Annotated in this window: 22 protein-coding genes; 15 read left to right on the top strand and 7 right to left on the bottom strand. The window is 70.8% G+C overall.

Going from position 1 to position 22,770, the window contains the following annotated elements; all coding sequences use genetic code 11:
• Nucleotides 1–61: 61 nt before the first annotated feature.
• The gene (locus ACZ432_RS12645; protein ID WP_426962071.1) at nucleotides 62–844 is read right to left on the bottom strand and encodes a ZIP family metal transporter; all 783 of its coding nucleotides are present in this window, start codon (nucleotides 842–844) and stop codon (nucleotides 62–64) included.
• Between the two features lie 134 nt (nucleotides 845–978).
• Between ACZ432_RS12645 and ACZ432_RS12650 the strand changes: the two genes are divergently transcribed.
• Complete coding sequence (locus ACZ432_RS12650) at nucleotides 979–2,397, top strand: GTPase (protein WP_426962070.1); 1,419 nt, start codon at nucleotides 979–981, stop codon at nucleotides 2,395–2,397.
• A 37-nt stretch (nucleotides 2,398–2,434) separates the two neighbouring features.
• Here ACZ432_RS12650 and ACZ432_RS12655 read toward each other — a convergent pair whose 3' ends face one another.
• From ACZ432_RS12655 to gatC, 3 genes are all read right to left on the bottom strand, one after another.
• The gene (locus ACZ432_RS12655) at nucleotides 2,435–2,842 is read right to left on the bottom strand and encodes a hypothetical protein (RefSeq protein WP_426962069.1); all 408 of its coding nucleotides are present in this window, start codon (nucleotides 2,840–2,842) and stop codon (nucleotides 2,435–2,437) included.
• A gap of 100 nt (nucleotides 2,843–2,942) precedes the next feature.
• Complete coding sequence (gene gatA, locus ACZ432_RS12660) at nucleotides 2,943–4,217, bottom strand: Asp-tRNA(Asn)/Glu-tRNA(Gln) amidotransferase subunit GatA (protein WP_426962068.1); 1,275 nt, start codon at nucleotides 4,215–4,217, stop codon at nucleotides 2,943–2,945.
• Nucleotides 4,218–4,544, bottom strand: a complete 327-nt coding sequence (gene gatC, locus ACZ432_RS12665) for an Asp-tRNA(Asn)/Glu-tRNA(Gln) amidotransferase subunit GatC (RefSeq protein WP_426962067.1) — start codon at nucleotides 4,542–4,544, stop codon at nucleotides 4,218–4,220. It lies immediately after the preceding gene.
• A gap of 149 nt (nucleotides 4,545–4,693) precedes the next feature.
• Here gatC and ACZ432_RS12670 point away from each other — a divergent pair, with 149 nt between their 5' ends.
• Nucleotides 4,694–5,293 carry a DUF5789 family protein gene (locus tag ACZ432_RS12670; RefSeq protein WP_426962066.1) on the top strand — a complete coding sequence of 200 codons (600 nt, stop codon included), beginning with the start codon at nucleotides 4,694–4,696 and terminating at the stop codon, nucleotides 5,291–5,293.
• Nucleotides 5,294–5,695: 402 nt separating this feature from the next.
• On the opposite strand, the gene ACZ432_RS12675 is transcribed toward ACZ432_RS12670, so the two are convergent.
• The gene (locus ACZ432_RS12675) at nucleotides 5,696–6,844 is read right to left on the bottom strand and encodes an acyl-CoA dehydrogenase family protein (protein ID WP_426962065.1); all 1,149 of its coding nucleotides are present in this window, start codon (nucleotides 6,842–6,844) and stop codon (nucleotides 5,696–5,698) included.
• Between the two features lie 188 nt (nucleotides 6,845–7,032).
• Between ACZ432_RS12675 and ACZ432_RS12680 the strand changes: the two genes are divergently transcribed.
• From ACZ432_RS12680 to ACZ432_RS12725, 10 genes are all read left to right on the top strand, one after another.
• The gene (locus ACZ432_RS12680; protein WP_426962064.1) at nucleotides 7,033–8,100 is read left to right on the top strand and encodes a phytoene/squalene synthase family protein; all 1,068 of its coding nucleotides are present in this window, start codon (nucleotides 7,033–7,035) and stop codon (nucleotides 8,098–8,100) included.
• 104 nt (nucleotides 8,101–8,204) lie between these two features.
• Nucleotides 8,205–8,429, top strand: a complete 225-nt coding sequence (locus tag ACZ432_RS12685) for a DUF1918 domain-containing protein (protein WP_426962063.1) — start codon at nucleotides 8,205–8,207, stop codon at nucleotides 8,427–8,429.
• 13 nt (nucleotides 8,430–8,442) lie between these two features.
• Nucleotides 8,443–8,925, top strand: coding sequence for an RNA-binding protein (locus tag ACZ432_RS12690; protein WP_426962062.1), 483 nt, complete (start codon nucleotides 8,443–8,445; stop codon nucleotides 8,923–8,925).
• A 236-nt stretch (nucleotides 8,926–9,161) separates the two neighbouring features.
• Nucleotides 9,162–10,697, top strand: coding sequence for a uracil-xanthine permease family protein (locus tag ACZ432_RS12695; protein WP_426962061.1), 1,536 nt, complete (start codon nucleotides 9,162–9,164; stop codon nucleotides 10,695–10,697).
• A gap of 12 nt (nucleotides 10,698–10,709) precedes the next feature.
• Nucleotides 10,710–11,147, top strand: coding sequence for a hypothetical protein (locus ACZ432_RS12700; protein ID WP_426962060.1), 438 nt, complete (start codon nucleotides 10,710–10,712; stop codon nucleotides 11,145–11,147).
• A 77-nt stretch (nucleotides 11,148–11,224) separates the two neighbouring features.
• Nucleotides 11,225–11,713, top strand: coding sequence for an Lrp/AsnC family transcriptional regulator (locus ACZ432_RS12705; RefSeq protein WP_426962059.1), 489 nt, complete (start codon nucleotides 11,225–11,227; stop codon nucleotides 11,711–11,713).
• On the top strand, nucleotides 11,710–12,852 hold the full coding sequence (locus tag ACZ432_RS12710) for a pyridoxal phosphate-dependent aminotransferase (protein ID WP_426962058.1): 1,143 nt from the start codon (nucleotides 11,710–11,712) through the stop codon (nucleotides 12,850–12,852). The genes ACZ432_RS12705 and ACZ432_RS12710 overlap by 4 nt, the downstream gene beginning before the upstream one ends.
• 181 nt (nucleotides 12,853–13,033) lie before the next feature.
• The gene (locus ACZ432_RS12715; protein ID WP_426962057.1) at nucleotides 13,034–13,720 is read left to right on the top strand and encodes a hypothetical protein; all 687 of its coding nucleotides are present in this window, start codon (nucleotides 13,034–13,036) and stop codon (nucleotides 13,718–13,720) included.
• Between the two features lie 175 nt (nucleotides 13,721–13,895).
• Complete coding sequence (locus ACZ432_RS12720) at nucleotides 13,896–15,116, top strand: MFS transporter (protein WP_426962056.1); 1,221 nt, start codon at nucleotides 13,896–13,898, stop codon at nucleotides 15,114–15,116.
• Between the two features lie 84 nt (nucleotides 15,117–15,200).
• The gene (locus tag ACZ432_RS12725; RefSeq protein ID WP_426962055.1) at nucleotides 15,201–16,193 is read left to right on the top strand and encodes an NAD-dependent epimerase/dehydratase family protein; all 993 of its coding nucleotides are present in this window, start codon (nucleotides 15,201–15,203) and stop codon (nucleotides 16,191–16,193) included.
• Between the two features lie 30 nt (nucleotides 16,194–16,223).
• On the opposite strand, the gene ACZ432_RS12730 is transcribed toward ACZ432_RS12725, so the two are convergent.
• Nucleotides 16,224–16,766 carry a hypothetical protein gene (locus ACZ432_RS12730; RefSeq protein ID WP_426962054.1) on the bottom strand — a complete coding sequence of 181 codons (543 nt, stop codon included), beginning with the start codon at nucleotides 16,764–16,766 and terminating at the stop codon, nucleotides 16,224–16,226.
• A gap of 252 nt (nucleotides 16,767–17,018) precedes the next feature.
• Between ACZ432_RS12730 and ACZ432_RS12735 the strand changes: the two genes are divergently transcribed.
• Both ACZ432_RS12735 and ACZ432_RS12740 read left to right on the top strand, forming a co-directional pair.
• Nucleotides 17,019–18,947 carry a beta-CASP ribonuclease aCPSF1 gene (locus ACZ432_RS12735; protein WP_426962053.1) on the top strand — a complete coding sequence of 643 codons (1,929 nt, stop codon included), beginning with the start codon at nucleotides 17,019–17,021 and terminating at the stop codon, nucleotides 18,945–18,947.
• A gap of 104 nt (nucleotides 18,948–19,051) precedes the next feature.
• Complete coding sequence (locus tag ACZ432_RS12740) at nucleotides 19,052–19,420, top strand: methylglyoxal synthase (RefSeq protein ID WP_058365866.1); 369 nt, start codon at nucleotides 19,052–19,054, stop codon at nucleotides 19,418–19,420.
• A gap of 27 nt (nucleotides 19,421–19,447) precedes the next feature.
• Here ACZ432_RS12740 and ACZ432_RS12745 read toward each other — a convergent pair whose 3' ends face one another.
• Nucleotides 19,448–20,602, bottom strand: a complete 1,155-nt coding sequence (locus ACZ432_RS12745) for an acyl-CoA dehydrogenase family protein (protein WP_426962052.1) — start codon at nucleotides 20,600–20,602, stop codon at nucleotides 19,448–19,450.
• A 174-nt stretch (nucleotides 20,603–20,776) separates the two neighbouring features.
• On the opposite strand from ACZ432_RS12745, the gene ACZ432_RS12750 reads away from it, so the two are divergent.
• Nucleotides 20,777–22,747 (top strand): ABC transporter ATP-binding protein, encoded by a 1,971-nt coding sequence (locus ACZ432_RS12750; protein WP_426962051.1) that lies wholly within the window; start codon nucleotides 20,777–20,779, stop codon nucleotides 22,745–22,747.
• Nucleotides 22,748–22,770: the final 23 nt, after the last annotated feature.

The following is a 22,770-nucleotide window of genomic DNA, read 5'->3' on the forward strand; positions in this document are numbered from 1 at the left end:
CGCCGACAGCACGGCACCACGACGGCCGTGCCCGCTCGTTCGGCCGGTCGGCAGCTCACCGTCAGACGGCCAGCACCGCGTCGACGACGATCAGCAGCGCGAAGCCGACGAGGAACGCGGCGGTCGCGGCGTCGGCGTGCCCGTGCCCGTGCGAGGACGGGATCATCTCGCGGAAGACCACGGCCATCATCGCGCCCGCGGCGAACCCGGCCGCGACGGGGAAGACGCCGGTGGCGACCGAGACCAGCCCGAAGCCGAAGATCGAGGCGAGCACCTGCGGCACGAGCCCCGACAGCGTCGTGTACAGGAGGACCCGGGGGTTCGACAGCCCCGCGTCGCCCATCGGGAGCGCGAACGCGAAGCCGTCGGGGACGTTCTGGAGGCCGATGACGACGGCCAGAAGCAGCGCGACCGACTCCAGCCCGGACGCGAACGCGACGCCGACCGCGAGCCCCTCCGGCGCGTTGTGGAGGGTTATCGCCCCGCCGATCAGCAGGGCGCGGCGGACGGTCGAGAGCTTCTCGGGGTCGTCCGGGGGCGCGCCGCCCTCGCGCCGCCACCCGCGGTACCGCGCGTGGATGTGCGGGATGACCCGGTTGCCGCCCAGGAGGACGAAGCCGCCGAGGAAGACGCCGACCAGCACCGGCCGCAGCCCGCCCTCCTCCGTTCCCGGGAGGATCAGCCCGAAGACGCTGGCGGCGATCATGATCCCCGCCGCGAGGCCGAGCGAGGCGTCGTAGGTGCGGTGGCTCACCCGCGAGCGCACGAACACGGGGAGTGCGCCGAGTCCCGTGGCCGCCCCCGCGACCGTCGTCACCCACAGCATCGTCCAGAAGTGGTTCATGCGGTCGGCTTCGGCGAGCGGTCATAAATACTCCCGTCCCGGCGACGCGGCGCGAGGCGGAGCGCGGTCGAGCGGCAGGTCGCTCGGCGACCGCGGCCCCACCGATTATGTCGCCGGCCGCCGACCGCTCGACCATGACCGAACGCGTCGCGATCATGGGCGCCGCGGGGCGCGACTTCCACGACTTCAACGTCCGCTTCCGCGGCGCCACGCCCGCGGAGCGCGTCGTCGCGGTCACGCGCGCGCCCGGCCAGAACCTCGGGGAGGCGGAGGGCGGCGAGGAGGCGGAGGGCGGTAGCGAGGAGACGGAGGACGGCGAGGCTGCCGACCGCCCGCGCTACCCGCCCGAACTCGCGGGGCCCGGCTACGACGAGGGGGTTCCGATCGTCCCGGAGGCGGAACTGGAGGCGGTCGTGACCGGCACCCACCCCGCGGTCCCGGACGCCGGCGCGGACCGCGTCGTCTTCTCCTACTCCGACGTGAGCCACGAGGCGGTGATGCACGCCGCCTCCCGCGCGCTCGCGGCCGGCGCGGACTTCGAACTGCTCGGCCCGGAGACGATGCAGGTCGCCCTCGACACCCCCGTCCTCGCGGTGGACGCGGTCAGGACGGGCTGCGGAAAGTCCTCCGTCGCCCGGGGGCTCGCGGACGCGCTCGACGCGCGCGGCGCGGACGTGGCCGTCGTCCGCGAGCCGATGCCGTACGGCGACCTGATCGAGAAGCGCGCGGAGCGGTTCGCCACGCCCGCGGACCTCGACGACGCCGACCTCACGCTGGAGGAGCGCGAGGAGTACGCCTGGCACGTCGAGGCGGGACACCCGGTCCACGCCGGCGTCGACTACGAGGCGGTCCTCGCGAACGCCGCCGCGGAGGCGGACGTGGTGGTCTGGGACGGCGGCAACAACGAACTCCCGTTCGCCGAGCCGGACGTCCACCTCGTGCTCGCCGACCCCACACGCCCCGGCCACGAGCGTCGCTACCATCCCGGCGAGGCGAACCTCCGCGCCGCGGACGCGGTCTGTCTCACCAAGCTCGCGGCCGCCGAGCCGGAGGGGATCGCGACCGTCGAGGAGAACGTCCGCGAGGTCGCGCCGGCGGAGGCCCCGGTCCTCCGCGCGGAGTCGGTCGTGAGCGTCCCCGACCCGGACCGGATCGAGGGCGCACGCGTGCTCGCTATCGAAGACGGTCCGACCGTCACCCACGGCGACGCCGCCCGCGGGGCCGCGACCGTCGCGGCGCGGCGCTACGGGGCCGCCGAGCGCGTCGACCCCGAACCGGCCGCGGTCGGGTCCGTGGCGGAGACGCTCGCCGAGTACGACCACCTCGACCGCGTGCTGCCCGCGATGGGGTACACCGACGCGCAGGTCGCCGAGTTGGAGGCGACGATCGAGGCCTGCGAGGCGGACCTCGTGCTGGCCGGCACCCCCTGCGACGTCTCGCGCGTGCTGGACGTGGACGCGCCCGTCGTAGACGTGGACTACCGCTTCGAGCCCGTCGGCTGGTCCTTCGAGGAGTTCGTCGCCGAGCGCGCGGAGACGCTCGGGCTGAACTGACGTGGTGACCGGTCCGGGACGCCCCCCAGTCAGCGGTTCATTCGTGGTAGACGGGTTCGCGTTCGACCGCCTGTGACTTCGCGATCGCCTCCTCGACGAGGGTGACGACCTCCCGCGTGGTGTATCCGTCGGCCAACTCGAGCGCGACCGCGACCCCCTCGCGGTCGTTCACCGGAACGACCACGTCGAGCATCTCCTCGTAGACCCGGACGGTCGCGTGTAGCTGCGACTCCTGGGTCCGTTCGTAGGCGCCGTAGCCGAGCGCCTCGAGCTGGAGATCGCGAACGATCTGGTCCACCTGTTCGCGCTCGAAGGTCTCCCTCGCCCACTCGCTCTGGTAGACGTGGTCGACCTCCTCGCCCGTGAAGTAACTCACGCCGACCAACGGTTCGTGGCCGATATCCTCCTTGATCCGTTCGAGGACGCGCTCCGCAAGTTCCTCCATACTCCCAGACCTCCTGTTGGGACTGTAAAACTTGGTCACCAGCGACATGTCCGGGCGGGCGTGAACACCCATCGCCCGGTCGGTTCCGACACCGGGCCGATCAGTTCTCGACCGCGCTCGCGGCCCGGATGATCGTCTCCTCGTCGAACTTCGGCCCGACGAGCTGGAGCCCGACCGGGAGCTCGTCCGACTCGCCGGCGGGGACGGAGATAGCGGGGAGGTTCGCGAGGTTCGCGGGGGTCGTGTTGGCATCCGCGAGGTAGAGCTTCAGGGGGTCGTCGAGCCCCTCGCCGAGTTCGAACGGGGGAACCGGCATCGTCGGCGAGGCGATCACGTCGACCTCCTCGAAGGCGTCCTCGAAGTCCTGTCGGACCCACGCGCGGGCGTCCTGCGCCTTCTCGTAGTACTTGTCGTGGTAGCCCGCCGAGAGCGCGTACGTGCCGAGAAGGATCCGACGCTTGACCTCCGCGCCGAAGCCCTCCTCGCGCGTCGCAGCGAACGTGTCGTTCCAGTTGCCCTCGGCGTCCGCGGAGTGGCCGTAGCGCACGCCGTCGAAGCGCGCGAGGTTGGAGGAGGCTTCCGAGGTCGCGATGACGTAGTAGGCCGCGACCGCGTGCTCGACGGAGGGGAGCGACACCTCGACGGTCTCCGCGCCCTGCTCTTCGAGGTCCGCGACGGCCGCCTCGACCGTCTCGACGACGCCCTCGTCGGCGCCCTCGAACAGCTCCGTCGGGATCCCGACCGTCAGCCCCTCGACGTCGCCGTCGGCGGCCGCGGCGTAGTCGGAGTCGGCGCCTTCCTCGCGCGTCGTCCCGTCGTTCGGGTCCGGGCCGGCGATGACGTCGAGGAGTTCGGCCGCCTCCCGCACGGTCGGCGCGATGGGGCCGATCTGTTCGAGCGAGTTGGCGTACGCGATCAGGCCGTACCGCGAGACCAGCCCGTAGGTGGGCTTGATGCCGACGACGCCGCAGAAGGCCGCCGGACAGCGCACGGAACCGCCGGTGTCGGAGCCGAGCGCGAGGTCGGCCTCGCCGGCCGCGACCGCCGCCGCGGAGCCGCCGGAGGAGCCGCCCGGCACGCGGTCGGTGTCGACCGGGTTCCGGGTGGCGCCGAACGCGGAGGTCTCCGTCGTCGTCCCCATCCCGAACTCGTCCATGTTCGCCTTGCCGACGATCTCGGCGCCCGCGTCCGTCAGGCGCTCGACGACCGTCGCGTCGTACGGCGGGACGTAGTCGGCGAGCATCTCGGAACCGCAGGTGGTGCGGACGCCCTCGGTGGAGATGTTGTCCTTCACCGCGACCGTGGTGCCCGCGAGCGGCCCGTCGTCGGCCCCCTCGATCGTCTCCTCGGTGATGAACGCGTTGAGCTCCGCCATCTACGACACCTTCGGTCCCTTGAAGAAACCGTCCTCGGAGTCGGGCGCGTTCGCCAGCGCCTCCTCCTGGGTGAGCCCCTCGCGAACCTCGTCCGGGCGCATCACGTTCACGAGTTCCTCCTCGCGGTCGGTCTCGGGCACCTCGTCGAGCGCCTCGAAGTGGTCGAGGATGTCGGCGAACTGCTCGGCGAACGTCGCCACCTCCGCCTCGTCGAGGTCGACGCGCGCCAACTCGGCGACGTGCTCGACCTCCTCGGGGTCGACGGCCGCGGCGCCGGACGCCCCGTCGCCGGCCGCGCCCTCGCTCTCGTCGGACGTATCGCTCATACCGGAGGGTGCCGCGGACCGGGAGTAAGGGTTTCGGAAGCGCGGTCCGGCCGCACGCGAGCGGGGGCGACGACCGCAGACGGCGCCCCGAAAGACGGTGTGTCAACACGGCCCATAGACATATCCGGCGGGAGCGCGAAGCGCCGAGGATGGCAGACACAAAGGACGGTCGCGAGAAACAGGCGCGCAACGCCGACCGCCGCCAGCGGGAACGGGACATCGCCGCGGAGATGGACCGCTGGGACGACGCGGAGCCGCCGGTCGCCCCCGGCGAGCTCGCGTACTTCGAGGCCGACCTCGAGTCCGTCGCCTTCCCGGCGACGGGCCGCGAGATCGTGGAGACGGTCGGCGACCGCGAGATCGAGGCGACCGACGGGAGCCACGCGGTCGCGGACCTCGTTCCGGACGCCGACGGCGAGACCTTCACGTCCCCGGAGGCGGTGCGCGTGCGCGTCCAGCGCCCGTCGGTGGCCCGCGCGATGAAGCGCGTCGTGGAGGCGGTCGATGCGCTCCCGTACGCGTCGCTGGACGACTCCCAGCGCGACGCCTACGCGCGGACGTTCCGGGAGCTTGAAGCGATAAGTCCGACCGACGAGGACGAGGGCATCCGGGCCATCGCGGACTGGATCGTCGAACGGACCGAGGAGAAGGAGGCCGCGCCCGGCTCGCGGGACGTGCGCCGCCGGGCCGCCGAGTTCTGTCGAGAGAACGGCTACGAGGTGCGGAACGACGAGTGGCTCGGGGTCTGAGAGCGCTTCGCGGTCGTTCTCGGGCCCGTTCCATGGCGCGTGGCGGGTGACGAGGAGGGGCCGATAGCGGGGGTATCCGGCTCGAAATCCCGCGCCGGCCCTCTCCACTCCTGATCTGGTTTTGGTACAGATCCTGCCACTCGGGTCAGCACCGTCCAGAAAGCCCCAGCCGGCACCGCGACCGCACAGCAGCCTCGCACCTCCCCAGCCTCGGCCGCGGACCGGCCGCGAACCGCACAGCAGGCGGCCGGCCCGCGCCCTCCCTCGCGCGCGTTCCTCGCGCGCGCCGCCGCGACGATCGACCGACCAACCGACGGTCACTGAACGGATAGCCGTGGCCGATCTCTGAGTCTGCCAGTGGTTTCCTGTGAATCCCTCGAGAGAGGTGCGAAGGACCCGTACTCAGTCCAACAGCTGCTGAGCGATCGTGTTCCGGAGCACCTCGCTCGTCCCCTCGTAGATCTCGTTGAGCTTCGCGTCGCGGTAGTAGCGCTCCAGGGGGAAGTCCGTCGTGTAGCCGTAGCCGCCGTGGATCTGGATCCCCTCGTTGGCGACCTCGCGGGAGATCTCCGAGGCGTACAGCTTCGCCTGCGCGGCCTCCTTGATGTAGTCCTCGCCCCGGATCTTCCTGTCCGCGGCCCTGTGCATCAGCAGCTTGGCCGACTGCACCTTCGTGTCCATGTCCGCGAGCTTGTGCTGGATCGCCTGGAAGTCGGCGATGGGCTGGTCGAATTGCTCGCGGTCGCCGGCGTACTCGACGGCGTCCTCCAGGGCGGCGCGCGCGATGCCGACCGACCGCGCCGCGATGGTGATCCGGCCGCCGTTGAGCGTCTTGAGCGCCTGCACGAAGCCGTCGCCCTCCGCGCCGAGCAGGCGGTCCTCGGGCAGTCGCATGTCGTCGAAGCGGAGCTCCGCGGTCGGACAGCCCTTGTCGCCGAGCTTCTTCTCCGTCCCCTCCACGATGAACCCCTCGTCCTCCTCGGGGCGGACGACGAACGAGGAGATGCCCTTCCGGCCCGCGTCGGGGTCCGTCTTGGCGAACAGGGTGACCGTGTCCGCGACCGAGCCGTTGGAGATCCAGAGCTTCCCGCCGTTGACGACGTACTCGCCGGTGTCGGCGTCGTACTCCGCGGTCGTGTCCATCGCCGGCACGTCGGAGCCGGCGCCGGCCTCCGAGAGCGCGAACGCGCCCACGTCGGCCCCCTCGTTGAGCGGCGTGAGGAACGTCTCCTTCTGCGCCTCGTCGCCGAAGGCGTAGATCATGTTGCCCGCGAGCGACGTGTGGGCGGCGACGACGGTCGCGAGGCCGCCGGAGCCGCGGGCGATCTCCTCCAGTCCGATGGCGTAGCTGTGGTAGTCGAGGCCGGCGCCGCCGTACTCGACCGGGAACGGCATGCCCATCAGCCCGAGGTCGGCCATCTGGTCGACCAGATCGGCGGGGAACTCGTCCTCCGCGTCGATCTCGGCGGCCCGGGGTTCGACCTCCTCGTCGACGAACTCCGCGACGGTGTCGCGGATCTGCTTCTGCTCGGCGGAGAGCGTGAAGTCCATACGAGTTCTCCCCGTCGGGCGTCCTTATGAGTTACTACACGGTCTTTGATGTGGGACCGGCCGCGGCGACCGGGTCGGCGGCGCAGGGGCGCCCTCGGACGGTCGGCGGGGTGGATCCGGACCGATCCGCGGCGCTCGGACGGCCCACGACACTTTTTATGTCTGCTTCCATAAGGACCGATAGCTAAATGAGCGGACGCGACCCCTCCCCAGGAGAACCCGACCTCGCGTGGTGCCACGAGGCCGTGCAGGGCGTCTCGCGCACCTTCGCGCTGACGGTCGACGTGCTGGACGAGCCGATGTCGAGCCACATCTGTCTCGGGTACCTCCTCTGTCGCGTGGCCGACACCGTCGAGGACGCCGGCCACATCCCGCCCGCGGAGCAGGCGGAGATCCTGCGGACCTACGACGCGGTGCTCGACCCGGACGACCCGACCACCATCGGCGAGTTCCGGAGCGCGGTCGACCCGCACATCCCGGCGCCCGCGGAGCGGAACGACGACTGGGCGGTCGTCGCGGAGTCGCCGACGGTGGTCGCGACCTTCGAGGACCAGCCCCGCGACGTGCGGGAGGCGGTCGTCCCGCCGGTCCGCGAGATGGTCGACGGGATGGCGATGTTCGTCGAGCGGCACGCCGGGGAGGGCGGGCTGCGCATCGACGACCGCGCCGAGCTGGAGCAGTACTGCTACTACGCGGCCGGCACCGTCGGCACCCTGATCACCAACCTGCTGACCCGCGGCGACGTGGACGGGGACCGCGTCGAGCGCCTCTACGACACCGCCGAGGAGTTCGGGCTCCTGCTCCAGCTCGTCAACGTCTCGAAGGACGTCTACGACGACTACACGGAGGAGAACAACGTCTACATCCCCGCCGAGTGGCTGGCCGACGAGGGCGTCCCGCAGGAGGAGATCGTCGCCCCGGAGAACCGCGAGTCCTCGGCCCGCGTCGTCGACCGCACCGCCGACCACGCCCGCTCGTTCCTCGACGACGCGCAGGCGTACCTCGAGACGATGCCGCTCAGACACGGCAACACGATGGCCGCCTGGAGCGTCCCCTACCTGCTCGCGGTCGGCACGCTCCGCGAGCTCGGCTCGCGGCCGGAGGACGCGCTCACCGAGACCGGCGTGAAGATCTCCAGACAGGAGGTGTTCGCGGTGATGAACGTCGCGAGCGAGGCCGGCCGGGAGTCGCTCTCGGAGCTCCGCGAGACCATCGCCCGCACGCCGTACCACCGCGCCGCCGGCTTCGCCGACTGAGCAGCGAAAGACCCGCCCTCCGGCCGCCCTTCGGCCGTCCTTCGGCCGCCCTCCACGGGTGACGAATCCGCGCGCTTTTAACCGCGCCGCGGGAACGAACGGCCATGAGCTTCGAGAAGGAGGACGAGGTCGTGCTGCACGACAAACACAGCGAGTTCGACGGCGAGGCCGGGACGGTCACGCAGGTCGTCGAGTCCATGTTCGGCGAGGCGACGTACACCGTGAGCTTCGAGGACGGACAGGAAGTCGGCGTGCCGGCCGACGACCTCGAGGAGGTCGAGGGCGACGCGGACGAGGAAGACGCCGACGACGAGACGGACGAGGAGTAGCCAGCCCACCCAGATGCCCCGCGTCCCGCTCCACTACGTCGACCTCCGGACGTTCTGTTACGCCACGGAGGACGAGAAGCGCGTCGAGGAGGCGCTCTGCGCGTTCCTCCCGGACGAGTTCGAGATCGACCGCGTGGAGAACGTCGGCCACCACGGCGACCGGATCGTCGTGCTCTCGGCGCGCCTCGAGCGCGCCGACGAGATGCGCCACGTGCTGGGACGCGTGAGCGAGTTGGACGACATCGAGCGCGTGCTGACCGAACTCGACGGGCGCGTCGACGACAACTGTTCGCTGTTCCTGCGGCTCGATAAACAGGCCGCCTTCCGCGACGAGGTGCGGCTCGGCCCGGGGCTCACCCTCCGCGCGAAGGTCGAGGCATATCCCGCCAAGAAGCCCCGAGCGGTCGAGACGGCCCGCGAGCTGATCGCCGATCTCGCCGGGATCGACGTCGAAGAGTTGGAGACCGACGAGACGGAAGCGCCCGACGAACCATAAGCGTCCGACGAACGATAAGCGTCCGACGAGTCGCCGGCGGCCGCGGCGGGTCGGCCGCAACCGGTCGCGTCGCCGCCAGTTTTTCCCCCAATCCGAGCGGACCTCGGCAGATTTATGAGCGTCGTCCCGGGACCACCGAGCGAATCGCCGGGCGGGGTCGCGACCGTGACCGGTTACGGAGGACGGTCGGGAACGGACGCGTGCGCGGCCGCGGCCGCCGCCGGGCAGAGACAAAAATGAGCACGGACGGAAACGACCGCGGAGGCGCGACGGTGGAGGGCGGCCGCTCGGGCGAGCGCGAGGCGGCCTCCTTCGTGGAGTACGGCATCGAGGACAGACCGCCGCTCGGGGAGTCGGTGGCGCTCGGGCTCCAGCACTACCTCACGATGGTGGGGGCGAACGTCGCCGTCCCGCTGGTGCTGATCGGCGAGATGGGCGCGAGCGACGCGCAGGCGGCACAGCTGGTCGGGACCTTCTTCGTCGTCTCGGGGATCGCCACCCTGCTCCAGACGACGGTGGGGAACCGCTATCCGCTGGTGCAGGGCGCCTCGTTCGCGCTGCTGGCGCCCGCGCTGGCGGTGGTCGCGGCCGTCGGCGGGCCCTTCGAGGTGGCGATGCGCGAGCTCCAGGGGGCGATCATCGCGGCCGCGCTCGTGCAGGTGGTCGTCGGTTACTCGGGCCTGATGGGACGGCTGAAGGAGTACCTCTCGCCGGTCGTCGTCGCGCCGGTGATCGTCCTGATCGGCCTGTCGCTGTTCGACGTGCCGCAGATCGCCACCGCGGGACAGAACTGGTGGCTGCTCGGGTTCACGCTGGTCGCCATCGTCGCCTTCTCGCAGTACCTCGACGCCTACAGCCGGTACGCGCGGCTGTTCCCGGTGCTGCTCGGCGTCGTCGCGGCGTACCTGCTGGCCCTCGCGCTCTCGCTCGCGGGCGTGTACGCGACCGGACAGCCCGGCTACGTCGACCTCTCGGGGACGACCGAGGTCCCCCTGCTGCTCGCGGTGACGCCGTTCCAGTGGGGGGCGCCGCAGTTCACCGGCGCGTTCGTCGTCGGGATGTTCGCGGGCATCGTCGCCTCGATGATCGAGAGCTACGGCGACTACTTCGCGGTCGCGCGGCTCGCGGGCGTCGGCGCGCCCTCGAAGAAGCGCGTCGACCACGGCATCGGTATGGAGGGCATCGGCAACGTCGTCGCGGGGATCATGGGCACCGGGAACGGCTCCACCTCCTACTCCGAGAACATCGGCGCCATCGGCATCACGGGCGTCGCCTCGCGGTTCGTCGTGCAGGTCGGCGCCGTCGTGATGATCGTGGTCGGCTTCGTCGGTCCGATCGGCCAGCTCATCGTCACCATCCCGTCGCCGATCGTCGGCGGGCTGTTCGTCGCGATGTTCGGCCAGATCGCCGCGGTCGGCCTCTCGAACCTGAAGTACGTCGACCTCGACGCGCAGCGCAACGTGTTCACCGTGGGGCTCGCGCTGTTCGCCGGCCTCGCGGTCCCCGCCTACGTCGGCACCGTCGGCGGCGTCGCGGCGTTCCGCGAGGGGATGGCGGGCGTGGCCGTCCTCGGCCCGGTGCTGGGTGCGCAGGTGGTCGCGGACACGGTCTACGTCGTCGGGTCGACCGGGATGGCCGTCGGCGGCATCGTCGCCCTGCTGCTCGACAACACCATCCCGGGCACTCGCGAGGAGCGCGGCCTCGACCAGTGGGAGGCGATCTCCGAGGGCGACGAGGCGTTCGACACCGCGCTCGAACGCCTCCGGGAGTAGCCCCTCGGACCCGTGAGCGCCGCCGACTCGTCGGGGACCGGGGACAGCGCGCGGCCGCGCTACCGCGGCCGCGACCGCCGGCGCGGCGCGCTCTCGGTGAGCGACGAGCGTCTGCTGGTCGGCGACGCGAACGAGGGAGGCGACCCCGTCGCGGTCTCGCTCGCGCGCGTCGAGGAGGTGACCCACCGCCGCGTCGACTGGTACCTCGTGTTGCTCGGCCTCGCCGTCGTGGCGTTCGGCCTCGCCTCCGTCCCGAGGAACCCCGTCGCGGGCGCGGCGTTCGCGCTCGCGGGACTCGGCAGCCTTCTCGTGACGTGGCGCCGCCGCGACCGCGTTCGGGTTCGGGTCCGCGGACGGCCGAAGCCGCTGACGCTGTATCCCGCGGAGCCGGAGCGATTTCTGTCGGCGGTCGGAGCGGCGCTCGACGCGGCGCGGGCGGAAGGGGGGTGAGCGGCTCCCGGTCGACCTCGCCCGCCAGCCTTGCGCGTGTCGCTACCCCTTTTAGGGGTGGGCTCCGTCGTCGGGGTATGAACGACGAGCGGGAGGTGCTCGACGTACTGACGACGAACGCCCGCGAGAGCCTCGCGGACATCGCCGCACAGACCGGTCTCGACGAGGAGGCGGTGGCCGACGCCATCGCCTCGCTGGAGCGCGAGGGCGTCGTCCACGGCTATCAGGCCGTCGTCGACTGGGACCGCACCGACGAGGAGAAGGTGCGCGCGGTCGTCGAGGTGAACGTGGAACTCGACCGCGAGACCGGCTACGAGGAGATCGCCGACCGGATCGCGAAGTTCCCCGCGACCCACGCGCTCCACCTCGTCTCCGGCGACTACGACTTCGCGGTCGAGGTCGAAGGCGCCTCGATGCAGGACGTCTCCCGGTTCATCTCCGAGCAGGTCGCGCCCATGCCGGAGGTCACCCAGACGGTGACCCACTACATCATGGAGACGTACAAGGACGGCGGGATCCGCTTCGAGGACGGCGACGACGACGACCGGCTCTCCGTGTCTCCATGAGGCTCTCGGAGCGCGCTCGGGACCTCCCGGAGTCGGGGATCCGGAAGTTCTTCGAACTGGCGGAGGCCCGCGACGACGTGATCTCCTTAGGCGTCGGGGAGCCGGACTTCTCCGCGCCGTGGGCGGCCCGCACCGCGGCCATCGACTCGCTGGAGCGCGGCCGCACCTCCTACACGGCCAACCGGGGCATGCTGGAGCTGCGGGAGGCGGTCGCGGACCATCACCGGCGGTACGACCAGGTGTACGACCCCGAGTCGGAGGTCGTCGTCACCACGGGCGCGAGCGAGGCGGTCGACCTGGCGTTCCGCGCGCTGGTCGACCCCGGCGACACGGTCGCGATCCACGAGCCGGCGTACATCTCCTACGGCCCGGGTGTCGACCTCGCGGGCGGCGAGCGGCTGCCGGTCCGGACCCGCGCCGAGGACGACTTCGTGCTCACTCCGGAGGTCCTCAGGGAGGCGGGCGCCGAGGACGCGGACCTGCTGGTGCTCTGTTACCCGAACAACCCCACGGGCGCGACGATGGACGCCGACGAGCTGGCCGACGTGGCCGCCTTCTGCCGCGAGCACGACATCCGGGTGATCGCCGACGAGATCTACGCGGCGCTCACCTACGGCTCCGACCACGACTCCATCGCGACCCAGCCCGGGATGCGCGAGCGCACGGTGGTCATCAACGGCTTCTCGAAGGCGTACGCGATGACGGGACTCCGGCTCGGGTACGCGATGGGGCCCGCGGAGGCGATCGACGCGATGAACCGGATCCACCAGTACACGATGCTGTCGGCGCCGACCACGGCCCAGTACGCCGCGATCGAGGCGCTCCGCTCCTGCGACGACGAGGTGGCGGAGATGGTCACGGAGTACGACCGACGCCGGAACTACGTCCACTCGCGGTTCGCGGAGATGGGCCTCGACTGCTTCGAGCCGAAGGGCGCCTTCTACGCGTTCCCGCAACCCGGCGGCGACGACGAGCAGTTCGCGGAGGACCTGCTGGAGGAGCAGGGCGTCGCGGTCGTCCCCGGCTCCGTCTTCGGCGAGGGCGGCGCGGGTCACCTCCGCGTCTCCTACGCCACCTCGATGCGCGAGCTGAAGGCCGCGACCGACCGGATCGAGGCGTTCCTCGCGGACCGTGACTGACGTCCGTTCGCGGTTCGGGGAGGCGTCGGGCTCCACCGACGCTCCCGGAACGTTCTGACGGGGCGCGGCCGCGAGGACGTGACGTACCGCGAGCGAGAGCCGCTGTCGGCTCATGCACACGAAGCCGGTCGGCGCACGGCCGGCCACGCGCTTTTAGTGACTGGACGGCGACCGCCCGTGCATGAGCTACGAAACGGCGACCGACCGCGGGTTCCTGCTGTCGGGTCGCGACTGGAAGGTCATCGGTACCGCGGCGGCGCTGATGGCGCTGAACGTGCTGGTGATGTACGTCGTCGCCGTCACGCCGCTCGCGGCCGTCAACGACTACCTGTTCGCGATTCCGATCCTCGGCGCGGTCGTCTACGGCGCCGCCATCTACGCGGGCGAGTCGATCGCAGCGCGGGGCATCGAGGGCGGCAACGTCGGGCTCGCCCTCGCGGGCGTCGCGGTGCTACAGGGCGCGTTCGGCGTCTTCGGCGCGGGCGTGCTCTCGGTCGTGCCGGCCGACTCGCGCGCGCTCGTGCTCGGCGTCGCGGCGGTCGTCACGGCCGCGATGACCGCGCTGATCGGCGGGTACGTCTACGCCCGCGCCGGGACGACCTTCGAGCACTACGGGAAGTGGTCGACGTACGCCTTCCTCGGCGGCCTCGGCGGGGTCCTCGTGGGGAGCTTCTTCACGCCCGTGCTGCTGGTCGGCTTCGTCCTCATCATGCTCGGCTTCCTGCTCCGACTCGGCTGGGAGATGTGGCGCGTGCGCGACGGTCGCGTCCAGGCCGTCTCGCTGCAGGCTGTCGGGCTCTACGTCGCCGTGGCCGGCGTCTTCGTCCACGTCCTGCAGATCGTGGTTCGGATGCTCGCGGAGCGGTAGGGCCCGCCGCGGTCGGGGCTCGAGCCGCGACTCCGGAGTTTTCTGCCGACCGGGTTTCTGCCGACCGGGTTTCTGCCGACCGGGTTTCTGCCGACCGGAGTTCTGACGATCAGGCTACATAAATCCGCGTCCGGAAGTACCTTTCCGTCCCCCCGCCGTCGCCTCCGCCGACGCGATGGCTTCGGACGTTCACGACCCCGTGATCCGGGCCTACTACGCCTATCAGCTGACCGCCTCGGCGGGGTTCATCTGGCCGGTGTTCACGCTGTTCCTGCTGTGGAACGGGCTCTCGTTCGCCCAGATCGGCACGCTCGGCGCCGTCTCCGCGGTGCTGGTCGCGGCGCTGGAGGTGCCGACCGGCGGGTTCGCCGACCGCGTGGGGCGCCGGAACGCGCTCGCGGTCGGCATGGCCGCGATGGCGGCGTCGGTGGCGGGGTTCGTCGTCGCGGAGACGTTCCTCGCGTTCGTCGCCCTCTACGCGCTGTGGGCGCTCGCGCTCTCCCTGCGGTCGGGGACAGCCGACGCGTGGCTCTACGAGACGCTCCGCGAGCGCACCGACGAGTCGTCGTTCACGCGCGTCCGCGGACGCGGCGGCGCGGCCAACCAGTGGGGGTCCGCGCTGGCGATGGTCGCGGGCGGCCTGCTGTACGTGCGCCACCCGACCTACCCGTTCGTGGCGGCGGCGGTCCTCCACGCGCTCGGCGTGGCCGCGGTGCTGTCGCTGCCGGAGAACGAGGCGCTCGGCGACCCCGCCGCGAGCGAGGCGCTCGGCGTCCGGGAGGCGCTGGGCCTGATCCGGGCGGAGTTCCTCGCGCCCGCGCTGCGCGCGTTCGTGCCGTTCGTCGCGCTCTTCTTCGCGGTCGTGGGGACGGCCGACACCTACATCCAACCGATCACCGTCGGCGTGCTGGAGGGCGCTACCGCGGCCGCCGGCCCGCTTGCCGCGGTCCCAGAGGCGGCGACGCTGGGCGTCGCCTACGCCGGGTTCGCGGCGCTCGCGGCGACCGCGAGCTATCACGCCGAAGCGGTGGCGGACCGGGTCGGGGCGCGCCGCGCGCTGCTGGGCGTGCCCGTCCTCGTCGCGGCGCTGCTTCTCGCCCCGGTCGCGGTCCCGCTGCTCGCGCTGCCCGCCTTCTTCGGCATGAAGGGCGGCGAGGCGCTCTACAAGCCGCTCGTCAACCAGTACCTCAACGACCGGACCGGCTCCCGCGGGCGGGCGACCGTCCTGAGCGCCGCCTCGCTGGTGTACGCGCTGGTGCGCGCCCCGCTGAAGCCCGTCGCCGGTTACGCGGCCGACCTCGCGGGACCGGTCGCGCTGGTGGCGGGACTCGGCGCCGGCTTCCTGCTGGTCGCGGGCGTGCTGGCGCTCGGCGGAGCCGACCCCGTCGAGCGGTGAGGGGACCTGCCGATCCGCCGCCCTCCTCACGGCCCCGCGTTCCGGTTCGCCCACGCTTTTGTCCCGCGACCGCCGAGGGCCGGTATGACCGACACCGCGCTCGTCATCGGCGGCACGCGCTTCATCGGCCGACACACCGTCCAGGACCTGCTCGACAACGGCTACGCGGTGACCATGCTCAACCGCGGCAACCACGAGAACCCCTTCGCGGACGACGAACGGGTGACCCACATCGAGGGGGACCGGACCGACCGCACGGACCTCCGGACGGCGAAGCTCTCCGCGGAGCCGGACGTCGTCGTCGACTGCGTCGCGTACTACCCGGCGGACGTCGAGGAGGCGGTCGACGTGTTCGCGGACGTGGACGCCTACGTCTACATCTCCTCCGGGTCGGCGTACGCCCGCGAGGAGATCCCGAAGCGCGAGGGGGAGACGCCGCTGTGCGAGTGCACGCCCGAACAGGCCGACAGCGACGACCACGACACCTACGGCAACCGCAAGGCGGAGGGCGACCGGATCGTCTTCGAGGCGGCCGCGGAGGGGGTCAACGCGATGGCCGTCCGCCCCTGCATCGTCTACGGTCCGCACGACTATACCGAGCGGCTGGACTACTGGATCGACCGCGTGGCAAGTCACGACCGCGTGGTCGTCCCCGGCGACGGCCAGAACGTCTGGCACCGCGCGTACGTGGAGGACGTGGCGGCCGCGCTTCGGACGGTCGCGGAGGAGGGGGAGCCCGGCGAGGCGTACAACGTCGGCGACCGGCGGGTCGTCACCCTCGCGGAGACGGTCGAGCTGATCGCCGACGCCATGGACACCGACTGCGAGGTCGTCACCGCCGGGGAGGGCGCGCTCGCGGCCGGCGACCTCGAACCGGAGGACTTCGTCCTCTACCGCGACTACCCGCACGTCCTCGACACCTGCAAGCTGTCGGCCCTCGGCTGGGAGTCGACGCCCCTCGACGAGGCGATGGCGGCGACCGTCGCGGAGCACCTGGAGTCCGACCGCGACGGGAGCGAGCACGACCCCGGCCGCGAGGACGAGGAGCGCGTGCTGGGCGTGCTGGAGACGATGTAGGAGCCGGTGGAACAGGCGGGGGCGAGCCGGCTATCCGTCGCGGTCGTCCGGGCCGACCGCGAAGGGGCTCGGCGACTCCCGCCACTCCCACCCCGGGAGCCGGGTCTGGAACCCCGCCGCGAGCGCGGCGTCGAGGTCGTCGGCGCCCGCGGGGTCGGCCTCGCCGGCCGGGTCGTGGCCGCCCGCGCTCGCGTCCCCGCCCGTCTCGCCGTGCGTGTGCACGTCCGCGACGTGGAACGTCGCCTCCGCGAGCAGCGCGAGGGGCTGGCCGCCGGCGACCGTGCCCGCGAGTTCGCGGCCGAGCACCTCGTCGACGATGAACCCCGGGTAGTCGCCGGCCACGTCGAGGTCCCGCAGGAGGCCGACGTACGCGGCGACGTTGACCGCGCGGTCGCCGTCCGCGAACACCGCGTCCACCTCCGCGCGGTACTCGTCGGGGGCGACGCGGTCGACCTCGGTCGCGAACAGTTCCTCGAGCACGCCGCGGGTCTCGTTGATCAGGGGGACGACGACGGGGGCGCGGTCGCGGACCCACGCGCGCTCGGCGGCGACGGACTCCGGTGTGAGACGCATACCGAGAGCCTGGGGCGGGAAGCGTTTGCAGTTTGCGAAGGCTTTTATAACGCCCGGGGATTACGACCATCTAAGCGGGTTTTCGCTGACCCTTCCCGCAATCGCAGTTACGGACACATTAGCCACTATGCCTTGCCCGTCCGCGTCAGGTCCGTCTACCCGGGGCCGCCGGTCTCTCCCGCGGCCACGTGACGGTCGACCCGCGGCCGGGAGGGTCCGCTCTCTCGCCTCCGTGCGAGCACCATTTGAGATATGAGTCAAGTCGACAAGCAACTCGACGAACTGAAATCCGAGATCGAACAGGAGATCCCCGACGACATCACGGTCACCGACGTCAAGTACGAGGGACCGGAACTCGTCGTCTACACCCGCCACCCGAAGGAGTTCGCCGGCGACGGCGACCTCATCCGACGGCTGGCCTCCAGGCTCCGGAAGCGCATCACCGTCCGCCCCGACCCCGACACGCTCGCGCCGCCGAGCGAGGCGGAGGAGCGCGTGCTGGAGGTGGTCCCCGACGAGGCCGGCGTCACCGACCTCGACTTCCACGAGGACACCGGCGAGGTGCTGATCGAGGCCGAGAAGCCCGGCATGGTGATCGGCCGCCGCGGCTCCACGCTGCGGGAGATCACCCAGAAGGTCGGCTGGAACGCGGAGGTCGTCCGCACGCCGCCGATCGAGTCCTCCACCGTCTCCAACGTGCGGAACTTCCTGAAACAGGAGCGCGAGGAGCGCCGCGACTTCCTCGAGCGCGTCGGCCGCCAGATCCACCGCGAGGAGATGTCCGACGACGAGTGGGTCCGGATCACCACGCTCGGCTGCTGCCGCGAGGTCGGCCGCGCCTCCTTCATCCTCTCGACGCCCGAGACGCGCATCCTCATCGACTGCGGCGACAAGCCCGGCGCCGAGGGCGAGGTCCCCTACCTCCAGGTGCCCGAGGCGCTCGGCGCGGGCGCGCACACCATCGACGCGGTCGTGCTCACCCACGCCCACCTCGACCACTCCGCGCTGATCCCGCTCCTGTTCAAGTACGGCTACGACGGCCCGATCTACACGACGGAGCCCACGCGGGACCTGATGGGCCTGCTGCAGCTCGACTACCTCGACGTGGCCGCCAAGGAGGGGCGCACGCCGCCCTACGAGTCCGCGCAGGTGCGCGAGGCGATCAAACACACCATCCCGCTGGAGTACGGCGACGTGACGGACGTGGCGCCGGACGTGAAGCTCACGTTCCACAACGCGGGCCACATCCTCGGCTCCTCGGTCACGCACTTCCACATCGGTGACGGCCTCTACAACGTCGCCTTCTCCGGCGACATCCACTACGAGGACACGCGCCTGTTCAACGGCGCCGTCAACGACTTCCCGCGCGTGGAGACGCTCGTGCTGGAGTCGACCTACGGCGGCCGCAACGACTACCAGACCGACCAGGAAGACTCCGAGCGCAAGCTGAAGAAGGTCATCAACGAGACCTACGAGCGCGACGGGAAGGTCCTGATCCCGGCGTTCGCGGTCGGCCGGTCCCAGGAGCTGATGCTCGTGCTGGAGGAGGCGATGCGCGAGGGCGACATCCCCGAGATGCCGGTCCACCTCGACGGGATGATCTGGGAGGCGACCGCGATCCACACCACCTACCCGGAGTACCTCCGCGACGACCTCCGCGACCGCATCTTCCACGAGGACGAGAACCCGTTCCTCGCCGACCAGTTCAACCACATCGACGGCGGCGAGGAGGAGCGACAGGAGGTCGCCGACGGCGGCCCCTGCATCGTGCTCTCCACCTCCGGCATGGTCGAGGGCGGTCCGATCATGTCGTGGCTCCGCCACCTCGGGAGCGAGGACGACTCGACGATGACGTTCGTCGGCTACCAGGCCCAGGGGACGCTCGGCCGCCGCATTCAGAACGGCTGGGACGAGATCCCGGTCTCCGACTGGGGCAACGACGGCGGCCGGAGTTCGACGCTCACGCTCAACATGAACGTCGAGACGGTCGACGGGTTCTCCGGTCACGCCGACCGGCAGGGGCTGGAGAACTTCGTGAAGACGATGCAGCCCCGCCCGGAGAAGGTGCTGTGCGTCCACGGCGACGAGAGCTCCGTCCAGGACCTCTCCTCCTCGCTGTACCACGACTACAACATGCGGACGTTCGCGCCGAAGAACCTCGAGACGTTCCGGTTCAAGTAAGCCGTCCGCGAGAGTCGCCGTTTCGATCCCCGTGCCCGCCTCGCCGTCACGACGATCGCCCCGCGGCCGCCCCCATTTATGTTCGCGGTCGCACACGCTCACGCATGCGCCTCGCGCTCATCGCCCACGACGAGGAGAAGCCGACGCTACTGGAGTTCGCCGCTGACCACGAGTCCGCGCTCCGCGAGTGCGAGCTCGTGGCGACCGGAACCACCGGAAAGCGGTTACAGGAGGCGGTCGGTCTCGACGTCGACAGACAGGCGTCGGGGCCGCTCGGCGGCGACCTCCAGATCGGCGCGATGGTCGCGGCCGACGAACTCGACGGCGTGGTCTTCCTGCGCGACCCGCTGACCGCGCAGGCCCACGAGCCCGACATCTCCGCGCTCTTGCGCGTCTGTGACGTGATGGACGTGCCGCTGGCGACGAACCTCGCGTCCGCGACGCTGTTGGTCGAGGGGCTACTCGACGCGTGAGTCTCAAAATCCCTCTCGGCGCGTGAGCTAGAACCCTTTATCGAACAGCTCGCGAGCGATGATGTTCTTCTGTATCTCGGTGGTGCCCTCGTAGATCTGGGTGATCTTCGAGTCGCGGTAGAAGCGCTCGACGTCGTGGTCGTTCACGAAGCCGGCGCCGCCGTGGACCTGCACCGCCTCGTTCGCGACCTCGACCGCGGTCCGGGAGGCGAACTCCTTGGCCATCGACGCGAGCATCGTCACGTCGTCGGGCGACTCGTCGACCGCCCACGCGGAGCGGTAGGTGAGCCAGCGCGCCGCCTCGGTGTTCGTGTGCATCTCCGCGAGCTTGTGCTCGATGGCCTGAAAGTCGCCGATCGGGCGGCCGAACTGCTCGCGCTCCTCGGCGTACGCAAGCGCGCGCTCGGCCGCGCCGCGGGCGATGCCGACGCCCTGTGCGGCGACCGCGGTCCGCGTCTCGTCGAAGAACTGCATCAGCTGGAGGAAGCCCATTCCGCGTTGGCCGATCAGGTTCTCCTCGGGGACGCGCACGTCGTCGAACCGGAGCTCCGCGGTGTCGCTCGCGCGGATGCCGAGCTTGCCGGTGATCTTCTCGCGGGTGAGGCCGTCCCGATCCGCCTCCACGAGGATCTGCGAGTAGCCCGAGTATCGGTCCTCGACCTCGGGGTCGGTCTCGCAGACCACGACGAAGTAGTCGGCCACCGTCCCGTTGGTGATCCACATCTTCGAGCCGTTGATCACCCACTCGTCGCCGTCCTTCTCGGCGCGGGTCGCCACCGAGGTCACGTCCGAGCCGGCCTGCGGCTCGCTGATCGCGGAGCCCATCACCGCGTCGCCGGCGGTCACCTCCGGGAGCACGCGCTCCTTCTGGTCGTCGGTGCCAAACTCGATCAGCGCCTCAGCGCCGAAGCCGGCGCTGGAGACGCACAGCCCCACGCCGGGGTCGGCCGCGAACAGCTCCTCAGTGATGATGGCGTTCTCCAGCGCCGAGTAGCCCACGCCGCCGTACTCGACCGGCACGTGCGGCGCGAGCAGCCCCATCTCCGCGGCCGCGTCCATCACCCCGTGGGGGTACGACTCCCCGGCGTCGTGCTCGCTCGCGACGGGCTTGATCTCGTTGTCCGCGAACCGCCGCACCTCGTCCCGTAGTTGCTGCTGCTCGTCGGAGAGTGCGAACTCCATGGTCGACACTCGAAAGCCAGTCGTGTTAGCTATTCGCAAACGACGATGAACGATGGCGGAGTTAATAGTCCGCTCCCGATCCGTCGAGAGGCCCGTACGGCCGTCCGTCACCGATCCCCCACGTGCGCCGCCGAAGTCGCCGGATTCATCCCTTCCCCCGTCGTCCGACAGGCAATGACTGCCGAGGAGGAGAACGTCTTCGACGTCTACCGCGACCAGGTGGACCGGCCGCTCTCGCGGCTCTTCCGGGAGTACGGCACCGACGAACTCCACTGGCTCGTGCTCGGAATGGTGGCGAACGTCGTCGCCCGGGTGGCGAGTCTGGTCCCGCCGGTCGTGCTCGGCGTCGCGGTCGACGCGGTCTTCGCGGGCGACGGGGCCTACACCCTCCCGCTCCTCCCCGACGCGTGGCTCCCGACCGAGTCGGCCGCGCAGTTCCGGTTCTCCGCGGCGCTCATCGTCGGCTCCTTCCTGACGACCGCGGTGTTCACGTGGGTGTACGGCGTCGCAGCGAACAACTTCGCCCACCGCGTGATGCACGCCGTCCGGACCGACTCCTTCGAGAAGATGCAGCGGCTGGACATGACCTTCTTCGACGACAAGCAGACCGGCGAGGTGATGTCCGTGCTGAACAACGACGCCTCCAACCTGGAGGTCTTCCTCGACAACGCGCTCCAGAACTCCGCGCGCCTCGGCGTGATGATCCTCGGCATCGCGGCCGTCCTCTTCTACTACAACCACGAGCTCGCGCTCGTGACGCTGACCGCCGTTCCGCTGATGGTGCTTTTCACGCTCTGGTTCATGCGCGCCGTCGAGCCGCGGTACGTGGAGCAGCGATCCGTCGTGGGCGACCTCAACACGGCGCTGGAGAACGCGCTCTCGGGCGTCGAGTTGGTCAAGACCTCCAACACCGAGGACCACGAGACCGACCGCGTCGCGAACGCCTCCTACGACTACTTCCGACAGACGATGTCGATCCTCCGGCTCAACTACCTCTACCGGCCGGGGATGGAGTTCCTCGCGGGGCTCGCGTTCGCCGTGACGTTCGTCGTCGGCGGGGTGTGGCTCTCCGCGGGCCCGCCGGGGCCGTTCACGTCGACGCTGACCGTCGGGACGTTCATCACGTTCGTCTTCCTCACCCAGCAGTTCGTCGCGCCGCTCGCGGAGGTGTCGAACATCGTCGACCAGTACGAGAACGCGAAGGCCTCCTCCGAGCGCGTCTTCGGGCTGATGGACGTGCCGGTCCGCATCGCGGACGACGAGGACGCGGTGGACCTGGGCGAGGTCGCGGGGCGCGTCGCGTACGACGACGTCTCCTTCGGCTACACCGAGACCCCCCTCGAAGACCCCGCCGACGCCGACGAGTACGTGGTCGACGGCGTCTCCTTCGAGGCGGAGCCGGGCGAGACGGTCGCGCTCGTCGGCCCCACCGGCGCGGGTAAGTCCACCCTCCTCAAACTCCTGCTCCGGCTCTACGACGTGACGGAGGGCGAGATCAGGGTCGACGGCCACGACATCCGGGACGTGACGCTGGAGAGCCTCCGCTCCTCGGTGGGGTACGTCTCGCAGGACACCTACCTCTTCGACGGCACCATCGCCGAGAACATCAGGTACGGCCGGTTCGCGGGCGTCGACCACGACGTGGAGAGCGAGGAACTCCGCGAGCGCGTGATCGAGGCGGCGAAGGCAGCAGAGGCGCACGCCTTCATCGACGCGCTCCCGGAGGGGTACGACACCCGGATCGGCGAGCGCGGCGTGAAGCTCTCCGGCGGTCAGCGCCAGCGCATCGCCATCGCGCGAACGGTGCTACAGGACCCCGCCATCCTCGTGCTCGACGAGGCGACCTCCGCGGTCGACACGGAGACGGAGATGCTGATCCAGCGCTCGCTGGACCGCCTCTCCGAGGAGCGCACGACCTTCGCCATCGCGCACCGCCTCTCGACGATCCGCGACGCGGACACCATCCTCGTGATGGAGGACGGCGCGGTCGTCGAGCGCGGCACGCACGAGGACCTGATCGACGCGGACGGCCTCTACGCCAAACTCTGGGGCGTGCAGGCCGGCGAGATCGAGGGACTCCCCGAGGAGTTCGTCGAGAAGGCCCGCGAGCGGCACGTCGACCGCGGGTACGGGAACGACGACTGAGTCGCCCCCTCTCGGTCGAGGAC

The organism is Haloparvum alkalitolerans (genome assembly GCF_055381565.1).

Bases quoted from the DNA above. Each gene is read 5' to 3' on its own strand.
- ACZ432_RS12645 (WP_426962071.1), bottom strand. From the start codon at position 844: ATGAACCACTTCTGGACGATGCTGTGGGTGACGACGGTCGCGGGGGCG.
- ACZ432_RS12650 (WP_426962070.1), top strand. From the start codon at position 979: ATGACCGAACGCGTCGCGATCATGGGCGCCGCGGGGCGCGACTTCCAC.
- ACZ432_RS12655 (WP_426962069.1), bottom strand. From the start codon at position 2,842: ATGGAGGAACTTGCGGAGCGCGTCCTCGAACGGATCAAGGAGGATATC.
- gatA (WP_426962068.1), bottom strand. From the start codon at position 4,217: ATGGCGGAGCTCAACGCGTTCATCACCGAGGAGACGATCGAGGGGGCC.
- gatC (WP_426962067.1), bottom strand. From the start codon at position 4,544: ATGAGCGATACGTCCGACGAGAGCGAGGGCGCGGCCGGCGACGGGGCG.
- ACZ432_RS12670 (WP_426962066.1), top strand. From the start codon at position 4,694: ATGGCAGACACAAAGGACGGTCGCGAGAAACAGGCGCGCAACGCCGAC.
- ACZ432_RS12675 (WP_426962065.1), bottom strand. From the start codon at position 6,844: ATGGACTTCACGCTCTCCGCCGAGCAGAAGCAGATCCGCGACACCGTC.
- ACZ432_RS12680 (WP_426962064.1), top strand. From the start codon at position 7,033: ATGAGCGGACGCGACCCCTCCCCAGGAGAACCCGACCTCGCGTGGTGC.
- ACZ432_RS12685 (WP_426962063.1), top strand. From the start codon at position 8,205: ATGAGCTTCGAGAAGGAGGACGAGGTCGTGCTGCACGACAAACACAGC.
- ACZ432_RS12690 (WP_426962062.1), top strand. From the start codon at position 8,443: ATGCCCCGCGTCCCGCTCCACTACGTCGACCTCCGGACGTTCTGTTAC.
- ACZ432_RS12695 (WP_426962061.1), top strand. From the start codon at position 9,162: ATGAGCACGGACGGAAACGACCGCGGAGGCGCGACGGTGGAGGGCGGC.
- ACZ432_RS12705 (WP_426962059.1), top strand. From the start codon at position 11,225: ATGAACGACGAGCGGGAGGTGCTCGACGTACTGACGACGAACGCCCGC.
- ACZ432_RS12710 (WP_426962058.1), top strand. From the start codon at position 11,710: ATGAGGCTCTCGGAGCGCGCTCGGGACCTCCCGGAGTCGGGGATCCGG.
- ACZ432_RS12715 (WP_426962057.1), top strand. From the start codon at position 13,034: ATGAGCTACGAAACGGCGACCGACCGCGGGTTCCTGCTGTCGGGTCGC.
- ACZ432_RS12720 (WP_426962056.1), top strand. From the start codon at position 13,896: ATGGCTTCGGACGTTCACGACCCCGTGATCCGGGCCTACTACGCCTAT.
- ACZ432_RS12725 (WP_426962055.1), top strand. From the start codon at position 15,201: ATGACCGACACCGCGCTCGTCATCGGCGGCACGCGCTTCATCGGCCGA.
- ACZ432_RS12730 (WP_426962054.1), bottom strand. From the start codon at position 16,766: ATGCGTCTCACACCGGAGTCCGTCGCCGCCGAGCGCGCGTGGGTCCGC.
- ACZ432_RS12735 (WP_426962053.1), top strand. From the start codon at position 17,019: ATGAGTCAAGTCGACAAGCAACTCGACGAACTGAAATCCGAGATCGAA.
- ACZ432_RS12740 (WP_058365866.1), top strand. From the start codon at position 19,052: ATGCGCCTCGCGCTCATCGCCCACGACGAGGAGAAGCCGACGCTACTG.
- ACZ432_RS12745 (WP_426962052.1), bottom strand. From the start codon at position 20,602: ATGGAGTTCGCACTCTCCGACGAGCAGCAGCAACTACGGGACGAGGTG.
- ACZ432_RS12750 (WP_426962051.1), top strand. From the start codon at position 20,777: ATGACTGCCGAGGAGGAGAACGTCTTCGACGTCTACCGCGACCAGGTG.